This window comes from Paenibacillus sp. PK1-4R (assembly GCF_030369595.1).
Lineage (GTDB): Bacteria > Bacillota > Bacilli > Paenibacillales > Paenibacillaceae > Paenibacillus.
Map to the genome: position 1 here is coordinate 4,717,899 of NZ_CP126535.1, position 18,965 is coordinate 4,736,863.

Consider the following 18,965-nt stretch of genomic DNA (forward strand, 5'->3'; position numbering starts at 1 on the left):
TTAACAGAGCGTATAATGGGTTACCTGCTTCGCTGATACTAGCGACCGGGCCCAACATCTAACGGGCTGGGGATTCACTCATTTTTGCGAACTCAATCTGAAAATCGACATAACATAGTATGAACGATGGAAGCACTGAACTCCGTTATAAGGAGGTTGACTATTGAATCCCTCAAAGAAAAAATCGATACCTACGCGTCCTCACACATCCCAGTTACAGTCGGCTTCCAGGCTTTCCAGATCATCTGTCCATATCAAAAACAAATCCGGCAAGACGGCTAATCAGCGTTCTCTTAACTCCAGTTCACCCAACACACTGGATCAGCTGGCTATTGTTGCAGCAATACTCTCCTTAATTGCAGCCGCCATCGGGCTATATATCGCCTGGAAATCGTTAAGTAATCCGGATCAAACTGCTGTTGTGGTGTAAGCTGCTTGTTGCGCAGCTAATGGCTCAGGAGGCTCTCTCCTGCTTCTGACCTTATTCAGGGGCAGGTTTTTGCTTTTTCAAATACTCAACGTATGCTGGAAACGTCAAAAAACCGTTCCCCTGAAACGCCGGCATATACCAGCGTCTCTTTGGAAAGGTCATTTTTTATTCGGGCGCTGCCTCTGCAGCGTCATCCCCGTCCCGGGATACTGACCGAATTACAGAATGAATGTGCGAGAGATAATAACCAACAGAATGAACAATACCAGAATTGCACCTGTCGATGTCCATGCTCCACCACCGAAGCCTCCGCAATATCCGTAACCTGTACCTTTGAGTTCGCTCATCAGTGACACTCCCCTCTTCATCGAAGTACACTATAGACTATGTCCGATAGCGCAACTTGCTTGGGCAGATCGAAAATTCTCCCGAGGAACGATTGGGTACAGGCCCGTCTTCTTATGCACTCATTTCCCGTTGAGTTGTGACCACTTCTGAGTCAGCTCTGCAGGAATATAGGATGACATTTGTTTGATCAGTTCAGCCGGATCAGCTTCCAGACTCCACAGACTGAGATGCGAAGTGTTGGAGAATCCTTCCTGTACGCTATGTTCTACCATCTTCATTAGCGGTCCATAATATCCGTTGACATTTAATAAGCCAACAGGTTTACGATGAATACCGATCTGTGCCCAGCACAGTACCTCGAATAGTTCTTCAAATGTACCCATGCCGCCGGGAAGTGCAATGAATCCATCGGATAATTCAGCCATCGTAGCCTTCCGTTCATGCATGGTTCCCACTTCAATCAGTTGTGTGAGCCCTCCGTGAACAACCTCGCCCCGGAACAATCCGGTAGGCATTACCCCGATTACCTCTCCCCCTTGCTCAAGAGCAGCATCGGCTACTGCACCCATCAAACCCATACAAGAACCACCATAGACCAGTGCATAACCACTATCAGCAATCTGTTTGCCCAGTTGGACAGCCTTCTCTGTATAATCGGGGTGATTTCCCGGATTGGAGCCTGCAAAAACAGCTATACGTTTCATTGGGTTTCACTCCTTCTCATGATCTTTTTAGATTGAACTAAAGAATATTTACACTTGCCACTTCGATGACAGAACAACCTTCCGATCGCTGTTATCCCCAGATTTTTTGATTCAATTTTACAAAGGTGAATATCTTGGGATAGCGTATGCTTCCGATGTAGCTTTCTTTCAGAAAGCTTTTAGGCGAACGCTCCGCTTCTTCAGGTTATTTCTGCCCTCTACGTTCTCGTGTAAATGTTTAGTTCAATTTATCTATTTTAATAATATATAACATGAATGTTATGGGTATGTACAACGTACAACAGGTTAACAGAACCAATGGGCAAAAAAAACCCGACCGTTTGCAGCCGGTCGGGCTCCCATTTCAATACACATCAATTTAGAAGGGGTTGTTATTACCTAATATACAGACCAAACATTAAATCCATATGATCTTTGCATGAAATGAATATTAAATCTTCGTATAACTAACGTATCCCACGGCGTGAACGTACGACAAACATATGCTTGTCTTTACGAAGAACCCGACCATCTGCAAGTTCAACCTGATCCTCGTCATGACGCAGAATCGTCGTGGATAATGCTACAATTTTGGCCCGGCGCCAGATCATCACCTGTGACTTGAAATAGATCGCATTTTCGAACTGAATCGCCTTTTTCATCACATATCCAACCTTGTGCACTTCAGAACGTGCTTTCTTTAAGGGAAGACTCTCTTCGGGAAGAGGTCTTATCATTGCGATATTGTCAAACGACACCTTAATCCGTTTCGGTCCGATCCGTACACATTCCGCTTCTTCATCCCACTCGACCAGCGTTCCCTTTAATGGCTCCCGTATACCTGTTGCACGATATACCGCTACTTTTCGTCCTATCCAATGTCGCAATGTTCTCACCTCCATCTGTCTAGTTTTCAGGTATCTTCCAATCGATCGGTTCAATACCTTTGGAGGTCAAGAAGTCATTGGCTTTGGAAAAGGGACGACTGCCGAGGAATCCGCGATGCGCAGCCAGCGGACTGGGATGTGTAGACTCCAGTACCAGGTGCTTGTCCCTGTTAATAAATGCACCTTTCTTCTGGGCATGACTGCCCCACAGCATATATACCATCGGCTCCGAACGTTCATTCAACGCACGAATGACAGCATCCGTAAACGTCTGCCAGCCCAGTGCCTGATGGGAGTTCGGCTGACCTTCACGGACTGTCAGAACCGCATTTAATAGCAGCACACCCTGCTGCGCCCAATGAACCAGAGATCCATGATTCGGAATTGGCAGGTCCAGATCGGCATGAAGTTCCTTATATATATTTTTCAGAGAAGGCGGTACACGTACCCCCGGTCTAACCGAAAAACTTAATCCATGAGCCTGACCCGCTCCGTGATAAGGGTCCTGACCAATAATTACAGCCTTAACCTGATGATATGGCGTCAGCTTCAGTGCAGAGAACAGGTCTTCTTTGGGCGGAAAGACCGTCTGCGTTTTGTACTCAGCGGCGAGAGTGTAACGAATCTTGTTAAAATATTCGGCTTCCGTCTCTTCCTGAAGCACCTTGTCCCAATCGTTTCCAAACATATGTATAGGCTCCTTTCCCCTGATGAATGCAGTTTCGCTCAGCCCAACTACTGGGCTCTACCTTCTGAGAGCCGCATGTCATGCAACTCATAGACTATCCACCATTTTAACATAACCGGGGACAGCAGACCAGAATTGCACATCAGGGTATACGTTCACCTCGGAATAAACCGTGTTCTTGCTACACTAAGTATACTCATACAAAAAAGTCACCACGCTGTTGCGCGATGACTTGATAACTTTATACTTGAACTGGTACCTCTTCGACTTCTTTCACAAGCACACTGCTAATTCTACGTAATCCTTCCTCAAGGACAGAACGGGGACAAGCCAGATTCAACCGAATACAACCCTCACCATTCGCTACAAACATATGTCCATCTTCGAGCAACACACCCGCTTGCTCCGCGAAGAATAACGGTAAACTTACATTTTGGGGAGCATATGCCGAGATATCAATCCAGGCCAGATATGTTGCTTCCGGAATGTGAAAAACAGCTAGTGGTAGATGCTGCTTCACAACCTGTTCTACGCAGGCGAAATTGGCGTCTAGATACCCTTTTAATTGTTTCAGCCATTCATCACCCGTTTCGTAAGCCGCTTGCGTGGCAGCGATGCTCAGTGGGTTTTTGAAACCATAATGACGTGTCTGCCAGATGTCTCGAAGTGCCTTATTCGGGATGATGACATTGGAGAACATCAGACCAGCCATATTGAATGTTTTGCTCGGAGACATGCATGTAATGATTCGATCGGTATCCGGGAACAGCTTCGCGAGTGGCGTATGTCTCTTGCCAGTCCGCAGCAGATCACAGTGAATTTCATCCGAAATAATCCATACATTGTTCCTCAGACAGATCTCACCCACACGTTGTAACTCTTCCGTTGTCCAGACACGTCCAGACGGATTATGGGGGTTGCAGAAAATACATACCCTTACCTTTTCATCCTTGGCCTTGGCTTCAAAATCCTCAAAATCAATCGAGTAATGCCCCTGCTCATTGATCATATCCGAACACACCAGTTCAAGATTGTTATGCTCTGCAGCTGACTTGAAGAAACCATAAGACGGGGTCACGATCAGTACTTTCTCATCCGATTGACAGATATATTCCACCAGTTCATATAAAGCAGGGATGATTCCGTTGGAGGTCTCCAAATGCTCCTTCGGGAAGGACCAATCATAGTGTCTTTTCATCCAATTCGAGACAGCTTCATAGTATGCCGGATCAAATACCTGAGAGTAACCCATGATTCTACGGTCCAGACGCTCCTTAACTGCATCCAGAATCTCGGGAGGTGTGGCGAACTCCATATCTGCAATCCACATGCGAATGAATTCTTCATCTTTGAATGGAAAAGTCATGTCCTCTGTGGCGTTAAAAATATATTGACGGAAACCATCCGTATTCATGGCATTTGTTCCTGTGCGGTCTATAATCTCATCAAAGTTATATTTCATAGCTTCTGCTCCTCTATCTGCTTTACTTTTTCATTGTCGTTTCATGTCGTATTACACCTATTATTTCATGACGCCGGAATTGCATCAAATGCAATACAATCTATCCTGACGAAACAAATGAAGTTAATTGTTTCTTCAAAATAGGTATTTCCGTGAGAAAGTGATATATTTCTCATATAACATCATTTTTATGAATGACTTTCATCATTTTCACGTACTCTCAAGAAACATTACATAAGGAGAACCGATTATGAACAATATCAATCAGGAAGTTGGCAAAAAAATACGAAACTTTCGGAAGTGGCGGGGACTGACCATCCAACAGCTTGCGGATCAGATCTTCAAGAGCAAGGGCACTCTGTCCAAATATGAAAGCGGAGATATTACACTTGATCTGGTCACGTTACATCATATTGCGAATGCGCTAAACATTCAGGTAGAGCAACTCTTGTATCAAGAACCTAGGCATGCATCTCCCCTGATGAACGCGGTCCCGTCCAGCTTTTTCAAGAACTCCACTCGTTTCTATTCCTACTTCTATGACGGGCGTAACAACACTCTGATTCGTTGTGTCATTGACATGATGGCTCAGTCGGATGCCAACCGTTATCGCACCGTGATGTATATGAATGTGAAGGACTTTGAGAACTATCAGGAATGCGAGAATATGTATTGGGGCCACACCGAGCATTATGATACACTCACCACGCTGATTTTGAAAAATCAGGCTACACCGCTGGAGAATCTATATATTAATATTCTGGCGTCTTTTCAGGAATCAGAGAAAAAATGGGGACTGATGGCTGGTGTCTCCTTCAGACCTTTCATGCCTATCGCGCTCAAAATGTTATTCTCCAGAACCCCGTTGCCCGAGAATCAGGAGTTATATAATGAATTAAAAATCTCAAAGGAAGATCTGCGGACCCTGAAAATATACAACATGCTCGCTGTCACTTGAACAACGTAGCGTGTCACACATTCTCATATGGGATAGAGACAGTCCCTCCCCATTAGAAAAGGCACTTCTATAAGCTGTTGAAACCAGCTCATAAAAGTGCCTTTCGCTATGACGCCTATTCGATCCGGGAATAAGCGAGACTTACGCTTAGTTTTTAATTAAATCAAGCGTTTCGTCAAACATTTGTTTCTGTTCCTCAATCTTGTTCTCATTACCGATCACGCAGCGCTGTTGCTGTTCAAGTATGGCCGATAAAAGCTTAGCAAAACCGATAATGTCGCTTTCCTTTGTGCTTAACACTTCGTCACGTTCCTGTTGCAGATCCGCTTCAGTCACATTCGACAGATAACACTCCAGCGAGAATGCTCCTTCGCCATAAGGTGTTCTCGGCGTATCGAGATCCTGAATCGCACCAATGATATAACGTGTCATCTCCCGCTCGTCTGCCCGGAAATCGGTCAAATATTGCGGTATCTCTTCATATACTTTGTACGTTTTATCCAGGTTAGGATCACGATACGATGCAACGTAGCTGTCTCCGTTCCGTCTGAAGCCTGACATGCAGCCATAAGCTCCACCTTTGGCCCGGATATTGGTCCATAAGTAATCCAGAGACAGGATTCCCTGCAAGACCCGTAGTGAACCGGTGTATTGATATCCTTTGTCGATATAATTGCCCGTTTGCACCACGTACTGCACTTCTGACGGGGAACGGAATCCTTCCTTATGAGTAGCCGGTGTGAATGTAAATTCTTCCTTGGCAACCTCATGTGTGAATAGCTTCGCTTTCAGATCAGATACCCGTTGCTCCAGTCCTTCATATCCCTGATCATCCGCAGTGTAACTAACAAGCAAGTTCTCCGGTCTGAAAATATACCCCGTCAACTCTTGCAAGCTAGAAGATAACTCTTCTTTTCTAGCTTCAAAATTCGCCTGAAGATCCTCAAGCCACTGGTAAAACGCGATACCACTTACAGCTTCCCTGAAATCCGCAACCGCTGAATGTTTGGACGAAGACCGGCCAATTCCAGCAGAGTGTCCGCTATTGATCAGATTACGTTGCAGGTTACCTTTCATCTGGGAGATGATCTCATACAATCGCTTCGAATTATCGAATCGGGATGTGAACACAATTTCTTTGATCATATCAAAGGCAAATCCAAGCTTGTCATACAACACTTTGGCGTTGAACTCATAGGTAGCCTTGAATTCATTATGCTTATGTGCGTTGGCATAAGATCCAATCCCGCTATGAATACCGCCTGAATGAATATGAATTTCATTGGACAGTTCATTGAACGAGTAGTTTTGAGTATCCACGTAACCCAGTACATTCTTGAGCAACCCTGCATACGGCAGGAGATGACGTGGCACTTCTTTGATATCGAACAACAGTCTCAGATAACCAATTCCGTTGGTGTAGAGGTTATGATGAAGAATGGTTGTACCGTCGACCTGGTTCAACGTTTGATGCAACGTAGAGGCTTTTGGTTCAATATCTTCAATCGATAACGTCGGAATGACCTGCTGCTGCTCTTTGGTTGAAGGTGTATTCTGATACTCGGCGAGTGCTTCCGTTTTCTGAATCAACGTCTGAACTTCTTCCTCGCTAAGACCGGCCTGAATAGTTTTCAGACGTTCTTTCAACGCTTCTTCTTTGCGTGAGTTCAGCCCTTTGTCCGGTGTCAGAGCTACAAAGGAAGTATGTGTGTTTTGCAATAAATACTTCTCGATCAATTGTTCGAAGTACCCTTCGTTCATTTTTGTCCGCAGCTCAGCAAATACGTCATTGGCTTCCAAATGAGTGAAAGGTGCTTCTTCATCGTACAACCAGCTTTGCAGGGAGGAGAATCCGTAGATCAGGCCTTTCGGCATTCTGCCATAGTCCGCTTCTCTGTGATTGAACTCATACGAGTTAATTCCTGCAAGGAGCGCTTTAGGATCAAAGCCTTCTTTTACCACACGCTCAAGCACTTCTTTGACCGTTCCGAGGAAATCCTCTTTGCTCGCCAGGTTACTCTTCTTCAGTCCAACGGTGAATACAGGCTGATATAGACTGTCATCATACGAACCGTAGACGTCCTTCGCAATTCCTTTATCCAGCAAAGCCTGTTTCAATACCGCTCCCGGAGCGTTCAGCAGTGCGTATAACAAAATTTGGAACGAAATGTTCAGTTCCTTGTCCAGACTTGTGCCAATCACCGCGTTATAGGTCAAAAAGCTGTTATCCACTTCCGATTCCGTACTTCCCGCAGAGTAAGTCTTAACTGTGTCTACCCGTTCTGCAAAGGCAGGTTGAAGTTGAATGGCCGAATCAATCTCGATGCGATCATATGCACTCAGATAGTTCTCATCGAGCCATTGCAGCTTCTCTTCCATATCCATATCCCCGTAGAGATAGATGTAACTGTTGGAAGGATGGTAGTATCTCGTGTGGAAATCCAGCAGCCCCTGATACGTTAGATCCAGAATAGCCTCTGGGAATCCGCCAGACTCGGAGGAGTATGTGGTATCCGGGAAAAGGGAGTTTAATACTTCTCTGCGCACCATTCGTTCCGGTGAAGAAAAGGCCCCCTTCATCTCGTTATATACAACTCCGTTGTAGGTTAATTCATCATCTGTAGAGGTCAGATTATAGTTCCAGCCTTCCTGCAGAAATATTTTTTCATTCTCATAAATATTCGTATTCAATACCGCGTCCAGATATATATCCATCAGGTTATGGAAGTCATGATCATTACGACTCGCAATCGGGTAAATCGTCTTATCGGGATACGTCATGGCGTTAAGGAATGTATTCAATGAACCTTTCAGCAACTCAACAAAAGAATCCTTGGCCGGAAATTTCTTGGACCCACAGAGCACGGAGTGTTCGAGGATATGGGCTACCCCTGTATCATCTTCCGGAGGTGTGCGGAAACCGATACTGAATACTTTGTTGTCGTCCTGATTGGACAAAAGTACAATTTTGGCCCCGGATTTCTGGTGCTCCAACAGATACGCATCCGATTTCAATTCTTCGATTCTGCGCTCCTGTAACACCTTGTATGGCTTAAGCTGTTTCAACATAAACTTGAGTCCTCCGTCCATAAGATTGTTTTATTGATTTTGTGACTCAATATAAGTTCACATATGGTTATTTACACGAGCATTCCGATGACAGAATAACCTTCCGATCGCTGTATCGTGTAAATGTGTAGTTGAACTTATATCGTTCAGCAAGGTAAAGGTAATATATGCCTACGGATAGTATACACCATTGTTCCGTCTCTTCATAAAAGTCAGATAAATGTACCTTCTGATATGTATTATGCAGGGTTTATGTTTATGAGCTGCATGGTGATGTGGTCTACAATGAAGTGACATTGATATTAAAAAACATAAAAAAAGATCGCATGCAGCTTGATTAACAAGCGTCATGCGATCTTTCTTTTTAAGATGCCGAGGACCGGGATCGAACCGGTACGGTAGTCACCTACCGCAGGATTTTAAGTCCTGTGCGTCTGCCAATTCCGCCACCCCGGCAGGATTATGTATTTCTTGGCGACAAGAACTATCTTACCATGAATTAATTAACTTTGCAACACTTTTTATAAAAATAATCTAACTATATAAGTTTAACTAATGATTTACACGATAACGGAGAGGACAGAAAAAACTGAAAAAGCGAAGCGCTCGCCTAAAAGCTTTCTGAAAGAAAGCTGCATCGGAAGCATACGCTATCACCGGATTTTCCCTTGAGAAAAGGGAATCGAAAAAATCTGGGGATAACAGCGATTAGAAGGTTATTCTGTCATCGGAGTGTCAGTGTAAATAATCTTTAGTTCAACTTATATAAATGAAACAGGCACTGCAAGCGTCAGCTCGCAGTGCCTAGAAAGTCCGAGTTGCGGTCCCGGACTTCCGGTAAACCAATCTATATTAAGGGAGGTGTGAGATAAGAATACCTCCCCAACATTAAAGAAACCTAAAATCAGCCTTAAATTAAACTAAAAAAGTAAAATAGGTCGAACACGAGCCGCTTCTTCCTCACTGCACTCCACGATAACCAAGATATGGTCCTTTAACAGCCAATCTTCGTAATACCGCGCATCCTCCTCCGAGATCCCCGCTTCAGTCAGTGTAAGCACCAAATCATCAGTCTCACTCCCAATCTCATTACCAGCGAGTCTACGCACTGCATTTCCGATCGACATTGTCTGATCCATTCGCTTCCCCAGCCCAGCCAATATGCCTTTCAGAGCGCCAAAGGCACCATCTGTTCCGGCACCCTTCAACGGTTTGGGCAGACCTGTCTTCTCGCTCACCAGCTCCAGATTAAGCTGCTCCTTCGCCACCGCTCCCAAATATTTATCCTTAATACCTTCCTCTTTGACCTTATTCAGCATAATTATAGCCTCGTTTTCGGTACGGGCCAGCCCAATAATCAATTGTGTCATTCCGTTCCCCTCCTTTTACCCTAATATAACCCCGTAATCCCCATTCAAAAACGGATCGTCCACAGCTAAGACAAATCACCTAGAAGAATGTTGATTTCTCTTCTGGAAATCTATACCTAGTTCTGATAGACTAGATAAAGAAGACAAATTAACCATTGAAAACATTGACATATGGATTTAACATCTCATAATCAGGAGCAATGACTTATGAAAAAAGAGGTAGAAATTGCCATCCGGCGCAAACAACAGATCATGGTTCGTAATACAAGCGGTCAGACGGTAACCGGATTTCCCGAGCGTACCGCTGATACATCCATTCTCTCCTTACGTACGGTTCACGGAAGTCTGTGGATACCGTTTGATGAGGTTGAACATGTTACGCGTCTGTTAAGCATCCGTTCTCATCATTTAAGCGGAATGCAACTCGTTTAGTCGGCTCTGTAATCCTAGAAACTCAGTTCCCGTATAGATACGTTAACTAGATCTATTTAAGCCAGCACTTTATACCAAAAAACCAGACGCATGCACGTCTGGTTTTTCTCTTCTACTTATCCTGTAACATACTGCCACTGCCTCACAACGAATGCCTTACTCTATCCTTGTTTCTGTCCACCCATATCCTGTTGTTACTTCACTACAAACTTCACTCGTGTTCCATCCGGATATGTACTTAACTGATTCCCTACCCATGAACCCGCACCGCGATTATCCTTCGGAGTAATGTACTGGATATCTGCACCTGTTCCTCCCTCAGCGCACATCGCCATGGGCCACTCGTCACGATCCTTACCTTTTTTGACCGGAACACCCTTAAGTGATAAATCCCGATTGCCTTCCGCTCCATTACGATCAATGGTGCATACATCCGAATGCCCTGCCTTGATAGCAGCTTTAATATGGTTGGCTGTTTCGGGATAACGCTCTGAAGGGAACGTAATGGTATGGTCTACACTCTTATTAGTCCCACCGAATGGAGAAGGTATCTCCTCCGGCCATTCGCCCCCAGCCCAGGCATAGAGGGCTACCAGAAGCATTGCTACCAGCGTCAAAACCTGCTTTTTGAAACCTTGTTTACCTTTACGCTTTCTTCTTGTGCGTCTCTTACTCATGCTGTGTCTCCCCCATTCAACACTTGCATTATAACAGAACGCCCGTTCGTAAAACAATCCAAAAAAATAAAAAAACAGCCGAGACCGCCCGGCTGTCCTGCTTGATTATTATCCTACATTGGGAATGGCCTGTTGGCGCAGCAAGGGCAGTGTCACCTCAAACTGTGTGCCTTTCCCTTCTTTACTCTCCACCGAAATCTGACCATTCATCAGTTCCAGCAGTTCTTTGCAGATGGTCAGACCAAGACCACTTCCGCCAAATCGGCGCGCATGGGAGATGTCGGTCTGGGTAAATGCATCAAACAATTGTTCGATCTGATGCTGAGGAATGCCAATTCCCGTATCACTCACAGAGAATACCAATACAACGGTATCCATCAGTTGTTTCCTCACATCCACCTGTAACTGCACTTCACCTTGTTCCGTGAACTTGATCGCATTACTCAGCAAATTATCCAGTACCTGCCGAAGTCTTAGCGGATCACCGATAAGCACATCAGGAACATTCAGATCAGCATGACAGAGCAGACGTATTTGTTTATTCTGTGCCGCAGGTTCATGTGTCTTCACAATCTGTTGAATCAGCTTCAGGGGTTGAAACTCAATGTTTTCAACATCCATTTTGCCTCTGCCCAGTTTCGCCATATCCAGGCTATTGTTAATGATGTTCAGCAGCGCCTCACCTGATTGACGTGCAAGCTCCAGATATTCTTTCTGCTCATCCGTAGTTTCACCCATACTGGCAAGTTCGATCATGCCCATAATGCCGTTAAGCGGGGTACGAAGCTCGTGATTCAACTTGCCGATGAATTCCAATTGCCCTCTGCTGTTCATCTCAGCCATGGAAGTTGCAAACTTCAACTGCTGTTCAGCATACTTCCGTTCTGAAATATCGTATTGAATGCCTACAAAATATAAACACTCTCCGGATTCATTAAAAATCGGATCAATATTCAGTTCGTTCCAGAACTTCTGACCACTTTTTGTATAATTTAAAATATCAATCTTAATGGATTGTTGTTTCTTTAATGCATCACGAATCTGCATTACCGTTTCGGGGTCTGTATCCTGCCCTTGCAAAAATCGGCAATTGTGTCCGACAGACTCTTCATACGTGTATCCTGTCAGTTGGGTAAAGTGTTCGTTTACATACATGAGCGGAAGCTCAGGCAAGGTAGCATCGACCACCGTCACGGAGGATTTCACTTTCGAGATGATAAATTCCCATTGTAATGAGAGTTGATTATGTTGGCTCATGCCTTCCTCCTTCATCTCACACACATTAATGTTTATATATTCTGTAATCGTACATTATAAGGAGAGAAAACTAACCAAACGGAATGTGTTGATATTAAATCAATATATTTTAATTGTAACACAGTTATTCAAGTCATGTGGTTCTTGGGTAATAGTTGATAACTAACATTACACAATAACCTAACTACTCATCAGGAGGAACATACATGAAATTTCTGTTAATTATTATCATTATCATTTTGATTGTAGTCTTTTTTACCAGACGCAAACGTTAAGATGAGATCCGTTATGTAAGTGAGAAAGGAAGATGGGTATGAGAACCCTCTTTTTTATATTCATGGTACTCTGTATCATCAATCTCTGTTTCCCAAAATTCGGCTGGTATCTGCGTTATGGCTGGATTTCCCGGGGTGAAGCCGAACCCAGCAGGCCTTATATGACTATGGTCAGAACGACCAGCCTGCTGATGTTGCTTATCGCCTTCACACTCGCTATGGCATGAACTATAGGCATTAGAAGATGACTGCCCTGTTGGGCAGTTTTTTTGTGGTGAAATGACGGGAAAATGATAACTTTGTTTGTGGTGCAATGATGACAATGCCCGTAATATAGATATATCGTTTCGGAAAGGACATCATTGGCATGAACATCGCATTTTATCCGTACTGGGCCGCCAAAACGCTGCTCTCGCTTATTAATGTCATATATATCATGGTCATTACTACGTATATATACGGTCTCACTGGATCGGTACTCTCTGCTGCAATGTTCCCACTTATTCAGATCATTGCACGCATAATAGCAGGTTTTACTTTGCCATTACTTGTGAACCGTTTCCCATTCTCCAGACTATTGATCAGCATTTCCATAGCCAAAACGTTAATCATGACCTGTATAGCCATTTCGTTGAATCACTTGATTTCACAACTGCCGCTTCTATTGCTCGGAGTGGTCATACTATCCTTACTGGACGGATGGGAAACTCCGTTACTGAAGACTTTAACGCCACGATTGGTTCAAGGCGAAGACCTTATAAAAGCAAATAGCCTTCTATCTTTCTCCAATCAGACTGTAACCATTGTCGGTTATGCCATGACGGGATTCGCCGTGATGAACTGGGGGGCGTCACAGACCTTCTGGGCAGCTACAAGCCTGTCCTGGGCCGTTCTGATCTTCATGATTGCCATGGGCTCGCTCACACGGAATGTAGAACAACCCCAGAAATTTGGTGTATCGCGGAATGTATTGAGGGAAGGTTGGAGTATACTTTGGAACAATCCAACCTTACGACTGATTACGCTTATGGACATTGCCCAGGCGCTTGCGGGTTCCATCTGGATCGGAGCTGTTACGCTAGCCTTTGCAAAAGAAGTTCTGGGACGAGGAGAAGGTTGGTGGGGACTCATGAACTCGAGTTATGCTGCTGGAACCATGCTTGGAGGTATTCTGGCTCTTGCACTGGCCAAACGTATTCAGAAACATCTAATCGCTAGTATGACCATGGGATCTCTTCTCTTCAGCCTGCTGACCGTCGTTTATGGTCTAAACAACCTGCCATGGCTCGCTCTGGTGTTATGCATACTCATGGGTCCAGTTCATCAGATTCGTGACGTGGCTCAGCGGACAGCGCTTCAGAACAGTGTACCTGTCGAATCCCTAACCAAGGTATACGCCGCACATGGCGTCCTGATATCCACGGTTATGAGTGTATCCATAGTCATCTTTGGTCTAGTCGCCGATCAACTCGGTGTTCGATGGGTATACCTTATCGGTGGAGCCTTGTTTATTGTGTCTGCGTTATGCTCATTATCGTTGAGCAGGGTTAACAGGAACCATCCCATTGCTAAACGTACGAAAAATATGTAAATCAAAAGAGACGAGCAACATTCTGCTCGTCCCTTACAATCTCAATCCAATCGATAATCTGTCAACGGCTTGCCTTGTTTATAATACAAAGTAGGTGACAATATATTGAAGAAAATATGCACATCCGGCATGTATGCTTCTTCCAAAATAGCTTGCACCGACGATGCAATCCGATTATGAATTTCCTGGTCACGTTGAAACATCAGAATCTCTATAGAAGCCGGAGAAGGTGTTAGCGCTTGTACATCATGACGCTCTGCCTTCATTCTCTCCCTTGGAATATGAGTAATTAGGGCCATCTGCTCTGTAATTTGGGGTACAACTTCCTCTAGCTGAGGACCTGTGAATCCTTTAAAGCGAATAAACGGCATTGCTATCCCTTCAATCTCTGTTAATAGTCTCTTATGTGATTTTAAGCACATTGTTTTCAGTTGTCAAATGTCATGGATGGCTATGTTGCTTCTTTTAAATAGGAAAAGCCCCGCTGAAGTCTCAGCGGAGCCACTGTTTGCACGTTTCTATACGTGACTTACAGCCAGAAAGATTTTGTGATGATCACCAGCAGGATGAAAAGCACGAGAATTGCACTTGTAGAAGTCCATCCGCCACCAGCATTACAACAACCGTATCCAACTTGACTCATTTTGATTGGCCTCCTTTGAATTTCAAGGTATGCCATAACATATGCGTATTCCGCGCAAGTGACCGGGCGAATCGGCAAGTTCATCAGCCCATTCATCAAGGATTCATACCCGGTGATTTAACCGGATGGAGCGATAGAGATTTTCAGTTGTTTTTGTCGTGTCTCCTGAGGCGATGGGTCTGCATTTTCTCTATCCAGAAGGATTGTACGAGTACGTGTATCACTACGGGATGCCAGAACAACCTCTCCATCAGGTGTTATACAATAGGCGATTGGAATGGAGATCTCGCTATCACGGTACGAACCATCCGCATGGCTTGTCCCCATGACAATACATTGATGCTTCATGGCGATCTGCCGAGCCTCTTCGACCCACTCACTGTACTGTTTTTCACTGAACATGCCCACACCAATGGAATGCATCACAATGTCCACATTCCCTATATTCTCGTTGCAAAATCCTTGCAGGACCAGCTCATCACACAACAAAGTGCTTATTACCCAACCCTGTTCCTCAACCGTCTCAGCAGGTGTATATTTAGCTTTCTCCAATACAATCTCTCCAGCCTTATTGATGATGATGGATCGGTCCTTTGGACGTTCGTCCAGTCTGCGATGACCTGATACAATCATGGTCCCATATGCAGCCGCCAACCTGCAAGCTTCCTCAACATTTTGGTTCAGATAACCTTCAGGAAAAAACAATATATCCGCATCAGGGTGTTGCTTGAGTTCGGCTTCAAGCTGCAGCAAATCCTGTTCAAGCCTCGGTTGTCCAATAATAATCTTCATCTGGTATCCCCCATTCATAAATAAAAGCCGGTTCATACCTGAATAAGGTACAAAACCAGCTTAAAGGTTGTACGGACAGACAGTGTTCCTGCTCAACGCACTTCGCTTCAAGAGTAATTGATTCTCATGTTATTGCTCGACGAACCAATTACCTTTACAGTTGAATGATATGTAGTTAGGCATTTCTACGTTCAATACTATCATAGATAGCCTGCCCATCATAGCTTCGATCTGTAGCGATATCTTTCACCAATAGGACACTGTCTGCATTTCCAGATAAAATACTCAGTGCCCCCAACACCCAAGCAAATGGATATAATGCAACGGATAACATTTTCTTCATAGCTCTGTCTCCTTTATGTACTATAGAAATAATTGGTTGAATATCCCATTAATACGATGAAGTTCAATTAAAGGTTTCAATTTCTATATAAACATTACCAATTACATCCAAGATACATATAGGAGACAGGACTTCAATTGTTCCGTTCAGATCAACTCGAAACTCTGGAGCAACGCTGCTGCCTCTTCGTGATCGGGTTCCAGGGCCAGTACTTTATGGGTATAGGACAAGGTTTCTTCTTCAAGTTCAAGTTCATAACAGCACACAGCCAAGTCGTACAAGACTGCCGGATTATGGTTGCTCGGATCTGCAACCAATGATATCTCCAGAAACCGTTTTGCATCCTCATACATATACATCTCATATAATAGCTGCCCTGCCAGAAATGCGAGACCTCCTTGCTGCTCCATCACATAGTAGGACGACCACATCGTATGAATACCAGACTGAATATCAAGCATTTCCTCATCACTTGCATCGGGAAGAAGACTGGAAATGTGCGTTGCACTGTGAATCAAGAACTCTGCATCATATCCACCCAGACGCCAAAACGGTAAAATATGCTTCAACTCCATACTCTCTATTCGAGAGTCTACCCATTGTTTCATGCTGAAAAAGTCATCCGGTCCAAAACGTTCAACAAATCGATGGTAGGCGAGACGTGTATTCACATAACTGATCGGTTCGTCCACCATTAACATGCACCCAACATTCAGATCTTTATAATGATGTGTTGTGAATCGCGTATGTGCTCCCTGTTGTTCCAAGACATATTGAATCGCATGGTAGTTAGCCGTTAAAGAAAAACTCCCGTGCAGAACGAATTCAGGTGGCTCTGCGAACTTCCAGTTATCCAGTCGATGATCCCCTTTATCAGCGGTAATCAACACATAACCTGACTGAGACAGCCTGTTCAACCGTTCGAGACAGGACAAGCCAATTGCGGGAAAAAGGATGTGTGAATCCTCCAGCTCCGCCTTGTACAATGTGATCAGTTCCGAATACGGATAGTTATCTGCACTGTATTCAGGCGCTCGGCGATACTCATAACTCAGCGTCATGTTCTTCAGCATCTCAGCGGGTTCAAGATCATGACGACGATCCGGAGACTGAACAAGCAGATCGCACTCGTAGATCTCGCCATCCCCAATATAGATTAATTCCTGCGGAATGCTGTCAAAAAAGTAATTGGCAATCAACAACAACGGTTGTTTCAGATCACCCGGCCGAATAACTGTACCCGCAACGACCAGTTTTAGCTCCGTATCTGCTACAGCGTCAAAACGCGCAAAATCCACTATACCTTGTTGAATAAAGGATTGCATGGATGGATGCTTTCTCCAACCCCGCACATTCTCCGCTACGAGATCTGTCAATACATATCTGAAAGGAGGTAAATCTATTCCTGCAAAATCCTTTAATTCAATCAGTTTAAGCAGGATTTGGTGTGCCAAACGCCCTACACCCGCCCCAAGTTCCAGAATAGTCACGGTCTCGGTGATCTGTCCCTTGTTCGCGAGGTCCTGAAGAAAGCCAAAAATCATCTCTGCATACGCCGTGGCAATCATCGGATTACTGGTAATATATTGAGGGACCTGATTCTCTGTCCAAGCCTCTAGCCCCTTCTGTTCATAATAAGCTCTCTGCCAATCCCAGACTGGAGCTTCGCTGTAACGAAAACGTTGACTTTCATTTGACGTCATTAAAATGGAAACCTGCTTTCTATCACTAATTTCATAAGATTCTCAGATGTTGACGGACTACTTTAGTTCGAATACCATTCAGTCTCTGTAATGCATTATATCATAGAACCCTGCCTACTCGATGAAGTTCAGTTTTCCCCTTTAACTAGAAAAAAACCTGCTTTTGAGGGCAGGTCTGTGATGTCCTTCATTCAAGAAGAATATTGATCTAATTCATTTAGGCAAGGCCGCTGAGCATTAGTCGGAATACAAGACTCCGTCGAAGTTCTCGGGGCCTACACGGATCGTACCCAACAAGTTGGAACTCACAAATGCAGTGTACGTCAATTGAGGTGTAATTGGTGGGTTGAAGTCATCGGCAGAGAAGGTAATAATCTGAGGTGCCAGGATGCTCAAACTAAATGTGGAAGTTGCAGAATAAATAACAGGATCTGTTGGCGCAGTTCCTCTGACAATTGTGATGGTGATACCAACCAGCGCTAAAGGAAGTTGTACAGACACAGTTCCCTTGAACTGCACCCGCGGGTTTGCTCCAATGCCAGCAGTGGTTATCAAACCGATTTGTCCAAATAATTGAGGCGTGTTAATTACAAGGATTGGTATGGCAATTGAGTTAGCCAAACTCGCATTCTGCGAGGTTCTTGCATCAATAAATTGACTCATGAAATCTACCTCCTATGTGTGGGATAGGATAGTATATGCGAGATTTGGTGTACGGCGTGGACATACACTGAATTACGCAAAAAAAGGGCATACTAGAAAGACACCATTAACAAGATACCTTTTACTCCAGAGCTGACATGCAGACAGAAAAAAACCCTTGCTAGGCAAGGGTTTTAAGAGTATGGGCCCTACAGGACTCGAACCTGTGACCAATCGGTTATGAGCCGACCGCTCTAACCAACTGAGCTAAGGGCCCTAGACATAATGTATAACGTGCAGATGATGGCTGTGAATCATCCAAGTGAAACTAAATTGCGGGGGCAGGATTTGAACCTGCGGCCTTCGGGTTATGAGCCCGACGAGCTACCGGGCTGCTCCACCCCGCGTCAGTAAGAAATATTAAAACAGCGACTTAATTAATATACACTATCGTCACCCTATAAGTCAAGGGGTAAAGTCAGGGAATAAAACGTACACCATAACGACCTTTACGTGATCGATAAACTTCAACTTCCGCCGGTTCATTATGACCGTAAATCCACCCATCCTGCTCCATACGTTTGGCCAGACATCCTGCCTGAAATTTGGTTGCATACAACTTGCTGAAATATACCCAGTGCATACCGCTCGTCCTTTCCGGAGTCGTCATTTATTCCTGCTTTTTGTAGAATAC

21 protein-coding genes and 3 tRNA genes are annotated in these 18,965 nt (G+C 44.4%); 5 read left to right on the forward strand and 19 right to left on the reverse strand.

Features of this window, described 5'->3' with window-relative positions; genetic code table 11:
- Window positions 1-163: 163 nt before the first annotated feature.
- Window positions 164-430, forward strand: coding sequence for a hypothetical protein (locus QNO02_RS20510; RefSeq protein ID WP_036614763.1), 267 nt, complete (start codon window positions 164-166; stop codon window positions 428-430).
- A 218-nt stretch (window positions 431-648) separates the two neighbouring features.
- On the opposite strand, the gene QNO02_RS20515 is transcribed toward QNO02_RS20510, so the two are convergent.
- The 5 genes from QNO02_RS20515 to QNO02_RS20535 form a co-directional block, all read right to left on the reverse strand.
- Window positions 649-777 (reverse strand): hypothetical protein, encoded by a 129-nt coding sequence (locus QNO02_RS20515; protein ID WP_255319930.1) that lies wholly within the window; start codon window positions 775-777, stop codon window positions 649-651.
- Window positions 778-897: 120 nt separating this feature from the next.
- Window positions 898-1,482, reverse strand: coding sequence for an LOG family protein (locus QNO02_RS20520; RefSeq protein ID WP_017687370.1), 585 nt, complete (start codon window positions 1,480-1,482; stop codon window positions 898-900).
- A gap of 467 nt (window positions 1,483-1,949) precedes the next feature.
- Window positions 1,950-2,369, reverse strand: a complete 420-nt coding sequence (locus tag QNO02_RS20525; protein ID WP_017687369.1) for a hypothetical protein — start codon at window positions 2,367-2,369, stop codon at window positions 1,950-1,952.
- 19 nt (window positions 2,370-2,388) lie between these two features.
- Window positions 2,389-3,057, reverse strand: coding sequence for a uracil-DNA glycosylase (gene ung / locus QNO02_RS20530; protein WP_017687368.1), 669 nt, complete (start codon window positions 3,055-3,057; stop codon window positions 2,389-2,391).
- A gap of 241 nt (window positions 3,058-3,298) precedes the next feature.
- Window positions 3,299-4,519 carry a MalY/PatB family protein gene (locus QNO02_RS20535; protein ID WP_289389841.1) on the reverse strand — a complete coding sequence of 407 codons (1,221 nt, stop codon included), beginning with the start codon at window positions 4,517-4,519 and terminating at the stop codon, window positions 3,299-3,301.
- 250 nt (window positions 4,520-4,769) lie between these two features.
- Here QNO02_RS20535 and QNO02_RS20540 point away from each other — a divergent pair, with 250 nt between their 5' ends.
- Window positions 4,770-5,477, forward strand: coding sequence for a helix-turn-helix domain-containing protein (locus QNO02_RS20540; RefSeq protein WP_249912170.1), 708 nt, complete (start codon window positions 4,770-4,772; stop codon window positions 5,475-5,477).
- A 147-nt stretch (window positions 5,478-5,624) separates the two neighbouring features.
- Here QNO02_RS20540 and QNO02_RS20545 read toward each other — a convergent pair whose 3' ends face one another.
- The 3 genes from QNO02_RS20545 to QNO02_RS20555 all read right to left on the reverse strand — a co-directional run bounded on the left by QNO02_RS20545 (window position 5,625) and on the right by QNO02_RS20555 (window position 9,916).
- Window positions 5,625-8,546, reverse strand: coding sequence for an insulinase family protein (locus QNO02_RS20545; protein ID WP_289389844.1), 2,922 nt, complete (start codon window positions 8,544-8,546; stop codon window positions 5,625-5,627).
- A gap of 370 nt (window positions 8,547-8,916) precedes the next feature.
- A tRNA-Leu gene (locus QNO02_RS20550) sits at window positions 8,917-9,002 on the reverse strand.
- Between the two features lie 464 nt (window positions 9,003-9,466).
- Window positions 9,467-9,916 (reverse strand): general stress protein, encoded by a 450-nt coding sequence (locus QNO02_RS20555; protein ID WP_047843724.1) that lies wholly within the window; start codon window positions 9,914-9,916, stop codon window positions 9,467-9,469.
- A 207-nt stretch (window positions 9,917-10,123) separates the two neighbouring features.
- On the opposite strand from QNO02_RS20555, the gene QNO02_RS20560 reads away from it, so the two are divergent.
- Window positions 10,124-10,348 (forward strand): hypothetical protein, encoded by a 225-nt coding sequence (locus tag QNO02_RS20560; RefSeq protein ID WP_017687353.1) that lies wholly within the window; start codon window positions 10,124-10,126, stop codon window positions 10,346-10,348.
- Window positions 10,349-10,542: 194 nt separating this feature from the next.
- Here the strand turns inward: QNO02_RS20560 and QNO02_RS20565 are convergent, their stop codons facing one another.
- The gene (locus QNO02_RS20565; protein ID WP_105599677.1) at window positions 10,543-11,025 is read right to left on the reverse strand and encodes a NucA/NucB deoxyribonuclease domain-containing protein; all 483 of its coding nucleotides are present in this window, start codon (window positions 11,023-11,025) and stop codon (window positions 10,543-10,545) included.
- A gap of 108 nt (window positions 11,026-11,133) precedes the next feature.
- Entirely contained in the window at window positions 11,134-12,282 is a 1,149-nt protein-coding gene (locus tag QNO02_RS20570; RefSeq protein ID WP_165980228.1) for a sensor histidine kinase, read from the reverse strand.
- 313 nt (window positions 12,283-12,595) lie between these two features.
- On the opposite strand from QNO02_RS20570, the gene QNO02_RS20575 reads away from it, so the two are divergent.
- Window positions 12,596-12,784 (forward strand): DUF6199 family natural product biosynthesis protein, encoded by a 189-nt coding sequence (locus tag QNO02_RS20575; RefSeq protein ID WP_051447369.1) that lies wholly within the window; start codon window positions 12,596-12,598, stop codon window positions 12,782-12,784.
- Between the two features lie 140 nt (window positions 12,785-12,924).
- Window positions 12,925-14,148, forward strand: a complete 1,224-nt coding sequence (locus tag QNO02_RS20580) for an MFS transporter (RefSeq protein WP_133385521.1) — start codon at window positions 12,925-12,927, stop codon at window positions 14,146-14,148.
- 41 nt (window positions 14,149-14,189) lie between these two features.
- On the opposite strand, the gene QNO02_RS20585 is transcribed toward QNO02_RS20580, so the two are convergent.
- From QNO02_RS20585 to QNO02_RS20625, 9 genes are all read right to left on the reverse strand, one after another.
- A complete protein-coding gene (locus QNO02_RS20585) occupies window positions 14,190-14,519 on the reverse strand; it encodes a DUF1904 family protein (protein ID WP_133385522.1) in 330 nt (109 codons plus the stop codon).
- A gap of 158 nt (window positions 14,520-14,677) precedes the next feature.
- Window positions 14,678-14,791, reverse strand: a complete 114-nt coding sequence (locus QNO02_RS20590) for a YjcZ family sporulation protein (protein WP_082219140.1) — start codon at window positions 14,789-14,791, stop codon at window positions 14,678-14,680.
- Window positions 14,792-14,908: 117 nt separating this feature from the next.
- Complete coding sequence (locus QNO02_RS20595) at window positions 14,909-15,583, reverse strand: carbon-nitrogen hydrolase family protein (protein WP_289389855.1); 675 nt, start codon at window positions 15,581-15,583, stop codon at window positions 14,909-14,911.
- Window positions 15,584-15,758: 175 nt separating this feature from the next.
- Entirely contained in the window at window positions 15,759-15,926 is a 168-nt protein-coding gene (locus QNO02_RS20600; RefSeq protein WP_165980229.1) for a hypothetical protein, read from the reverse strand.
- A 146-nt stretch (window positions 15,927-16,072) separates the two neighbouring features.
- The gene (locus tag QNO02_RS20605) at window positions 16,073-17,629 is read right to left on the reverse strand and encodes a tetratricopeptide repeat protein (RefSeq protein WP_133385524.1); all 1,557 of its coding nucleotides are present in this window, start codon (window positions 17,627-17,629) and stop codon (window positions 16,073-16,075) included.
- A gap of 237 nt (window positions 17,630-17,866) precedes the next feature.
- Window positions 17,867-18,292 carry a hypothetical protein gene (locus tag QNO02_RS20610; protein ID WP_062835427.1) on the reverse strand — a complete coding sequence of 142 codons (426 nt, stop codon included), beginning with the start codon at window positions 18,290-18,292 and terminating at the stop codon, window positions 17,867-17,869.
- A gap of 182 nt (window positions 18,293-18,474) precedes the next feature.
- Window positions 18,475-18,548 (reverse strand) — tRNA-Ile (locus QNO02_RS20615).
- A 56-nt stretch (window positions 18,549-18,604) separates the two neighbouring features.
- Window positions 18,605-18,678, reverse strand: a tRNA-Met gene (locus QNO02_RS20620).
- A gap of 71 nt (window positions 18,679-18,749) precedes the next feature.
- Window positions 18,750-18,941 carry a hypothetical protein gene (locus QNO02_RS20625; protein ID WP_047843730.1) on the reverse strand — a complete coding sequence of 64 codons (192 nt, stop codon included), beginning with the start codon at window positions 18,939-18,941 and terminating at the stop codon, window positions 18,750-18,752.
- Window positions 18,942-18,965: the final 24 nt, after the last annotated feature.

Coding starts and splice junctions, on each gene's coding strand:
- QNO02_RS20515 (WP_255319930.1), bottom strand. CDS start 777: ATGAGCGAACTCAAAGGTACAGGTTACGGATATTGCGGAGGCTTCGGT.
- QNO02_RS20520 (WP_017687370.1), bottom strand. CDS start 1,482: ATGAAACGTATAGCTGTTTTTGCAGGCTCCAATCCGGGAAATCACCCC.
- ung (WP_017687368.1), bottom strand. CDS start 3,057: ATGTTTGGAAACGATTGGGACAAGGTGCTTCAGGAAGAGACGGAAGCC.
- QNO02_RS20535 (WP_289389841.1), bottom strand. CDS start 4,519: ATGAAATATAACTTTGATGAGATTATAGACCGCACAGGAACAAATGCC.
- QNO02_RS20540 (WP_249912170.1), top strand. CDS start 4,770: ATGAACAATATCAATCAGGAAGTTGGCAAAAAAATACGAAACTTTCGG.
- QNO02_RS20545 (WP_289389844.1), bottom strand. CDS start 8,546: ATGTTGAAACAGCTTAAGCCATACAAGGTGTTACAGGAGCGCAGAATC.
- QNO02_RS20555 (WP_047843724.1), bottom strand. CDS start 9,916: ATGACACAATTGATTATTGGGCTGGCCCGTACCGAAAACGAGGCTATA.
- QNO02_RS20560 (WP_017687353.1), top strand. CDS start 10,124: ATGAAAAAAGAGGTAGAAATTGCCATCCGGCGCAAACAACAGATCATG.
- QNO02_RS20565 (WP_105599677.1), bottom strand. CDS start 11,025: ATGAGTAAGAGACGCACAAGAAGAAAGCGTAAAGGTAAACAAGGTTTC.
- QNO02_RS20570 (WP_165980228.1), bottom strand. CDS start 12,282: ATGAGCCAACATAATCAACTCTCATTACAATGGGAATTTATCATCTCG.
- QNO02_RS20575 (WP_051447369.1), top strand. CDS start 12,596: ATGAGAACCCTCTTTTTTATATTCATGGTACTCTGTATCATCAATCTC.
- QNO02_RS20580 (WP_133385521.1), top strand. CDS start 12,925: ATGAACATCGCATTTTATCCGTACTGGGCCGCCAAAACGCTGCTCTCG.
- QNO02_RS20585 (WP_133385522.1), bottom strand. CDS start 14,519: ATGCCGTTTATTCGCTTTAAAGGATTCACAGGTCCTCAGCTAGAGGAA.
- QNO02_RS20590 (WP_082219140.1), bottom strand. CDS start 14,791: ATGAGTCAAGTTGGATACGGTTGTTGTAATGCTGGTGGCGGATGGACT.
- QNO02_RS20595 (WP_289389855.1), bottom strand. CDS start 15,583: ATGAAGATTATTATTGGACAACCGAGGCTTGAACAGGATTTGCTGCAG.
- QNO02_RS20600 (WP_165980229.1), bottom strand. CDS start 15,926: ATGAAGAAAATGTTATCCGTTGCATTATATCCATTTGCTTGGGTGTTG.
- QNO02_RS20605 (WP_133385524.1), bottom strand. CDS start 17,629: ATGACGTCAAATGAAAGTCAACGTTTTCGTTACAGCGAAGCTCCAGTC.
- QNO02_RS20610 (WP_062835427.1), bottom strand. CDS start 18,292: ATGAGTCAATTTATTGATGCAAGAACCTCGCAGAATGCGAGTTTGGCT.
- QNO02_RS20625 (WP_047843730.1), bottom strand. CDS start 18,941: ATGACGACTCCGGAAAGGACGAGCGGTATGCACTGGGTATATTTCAGC.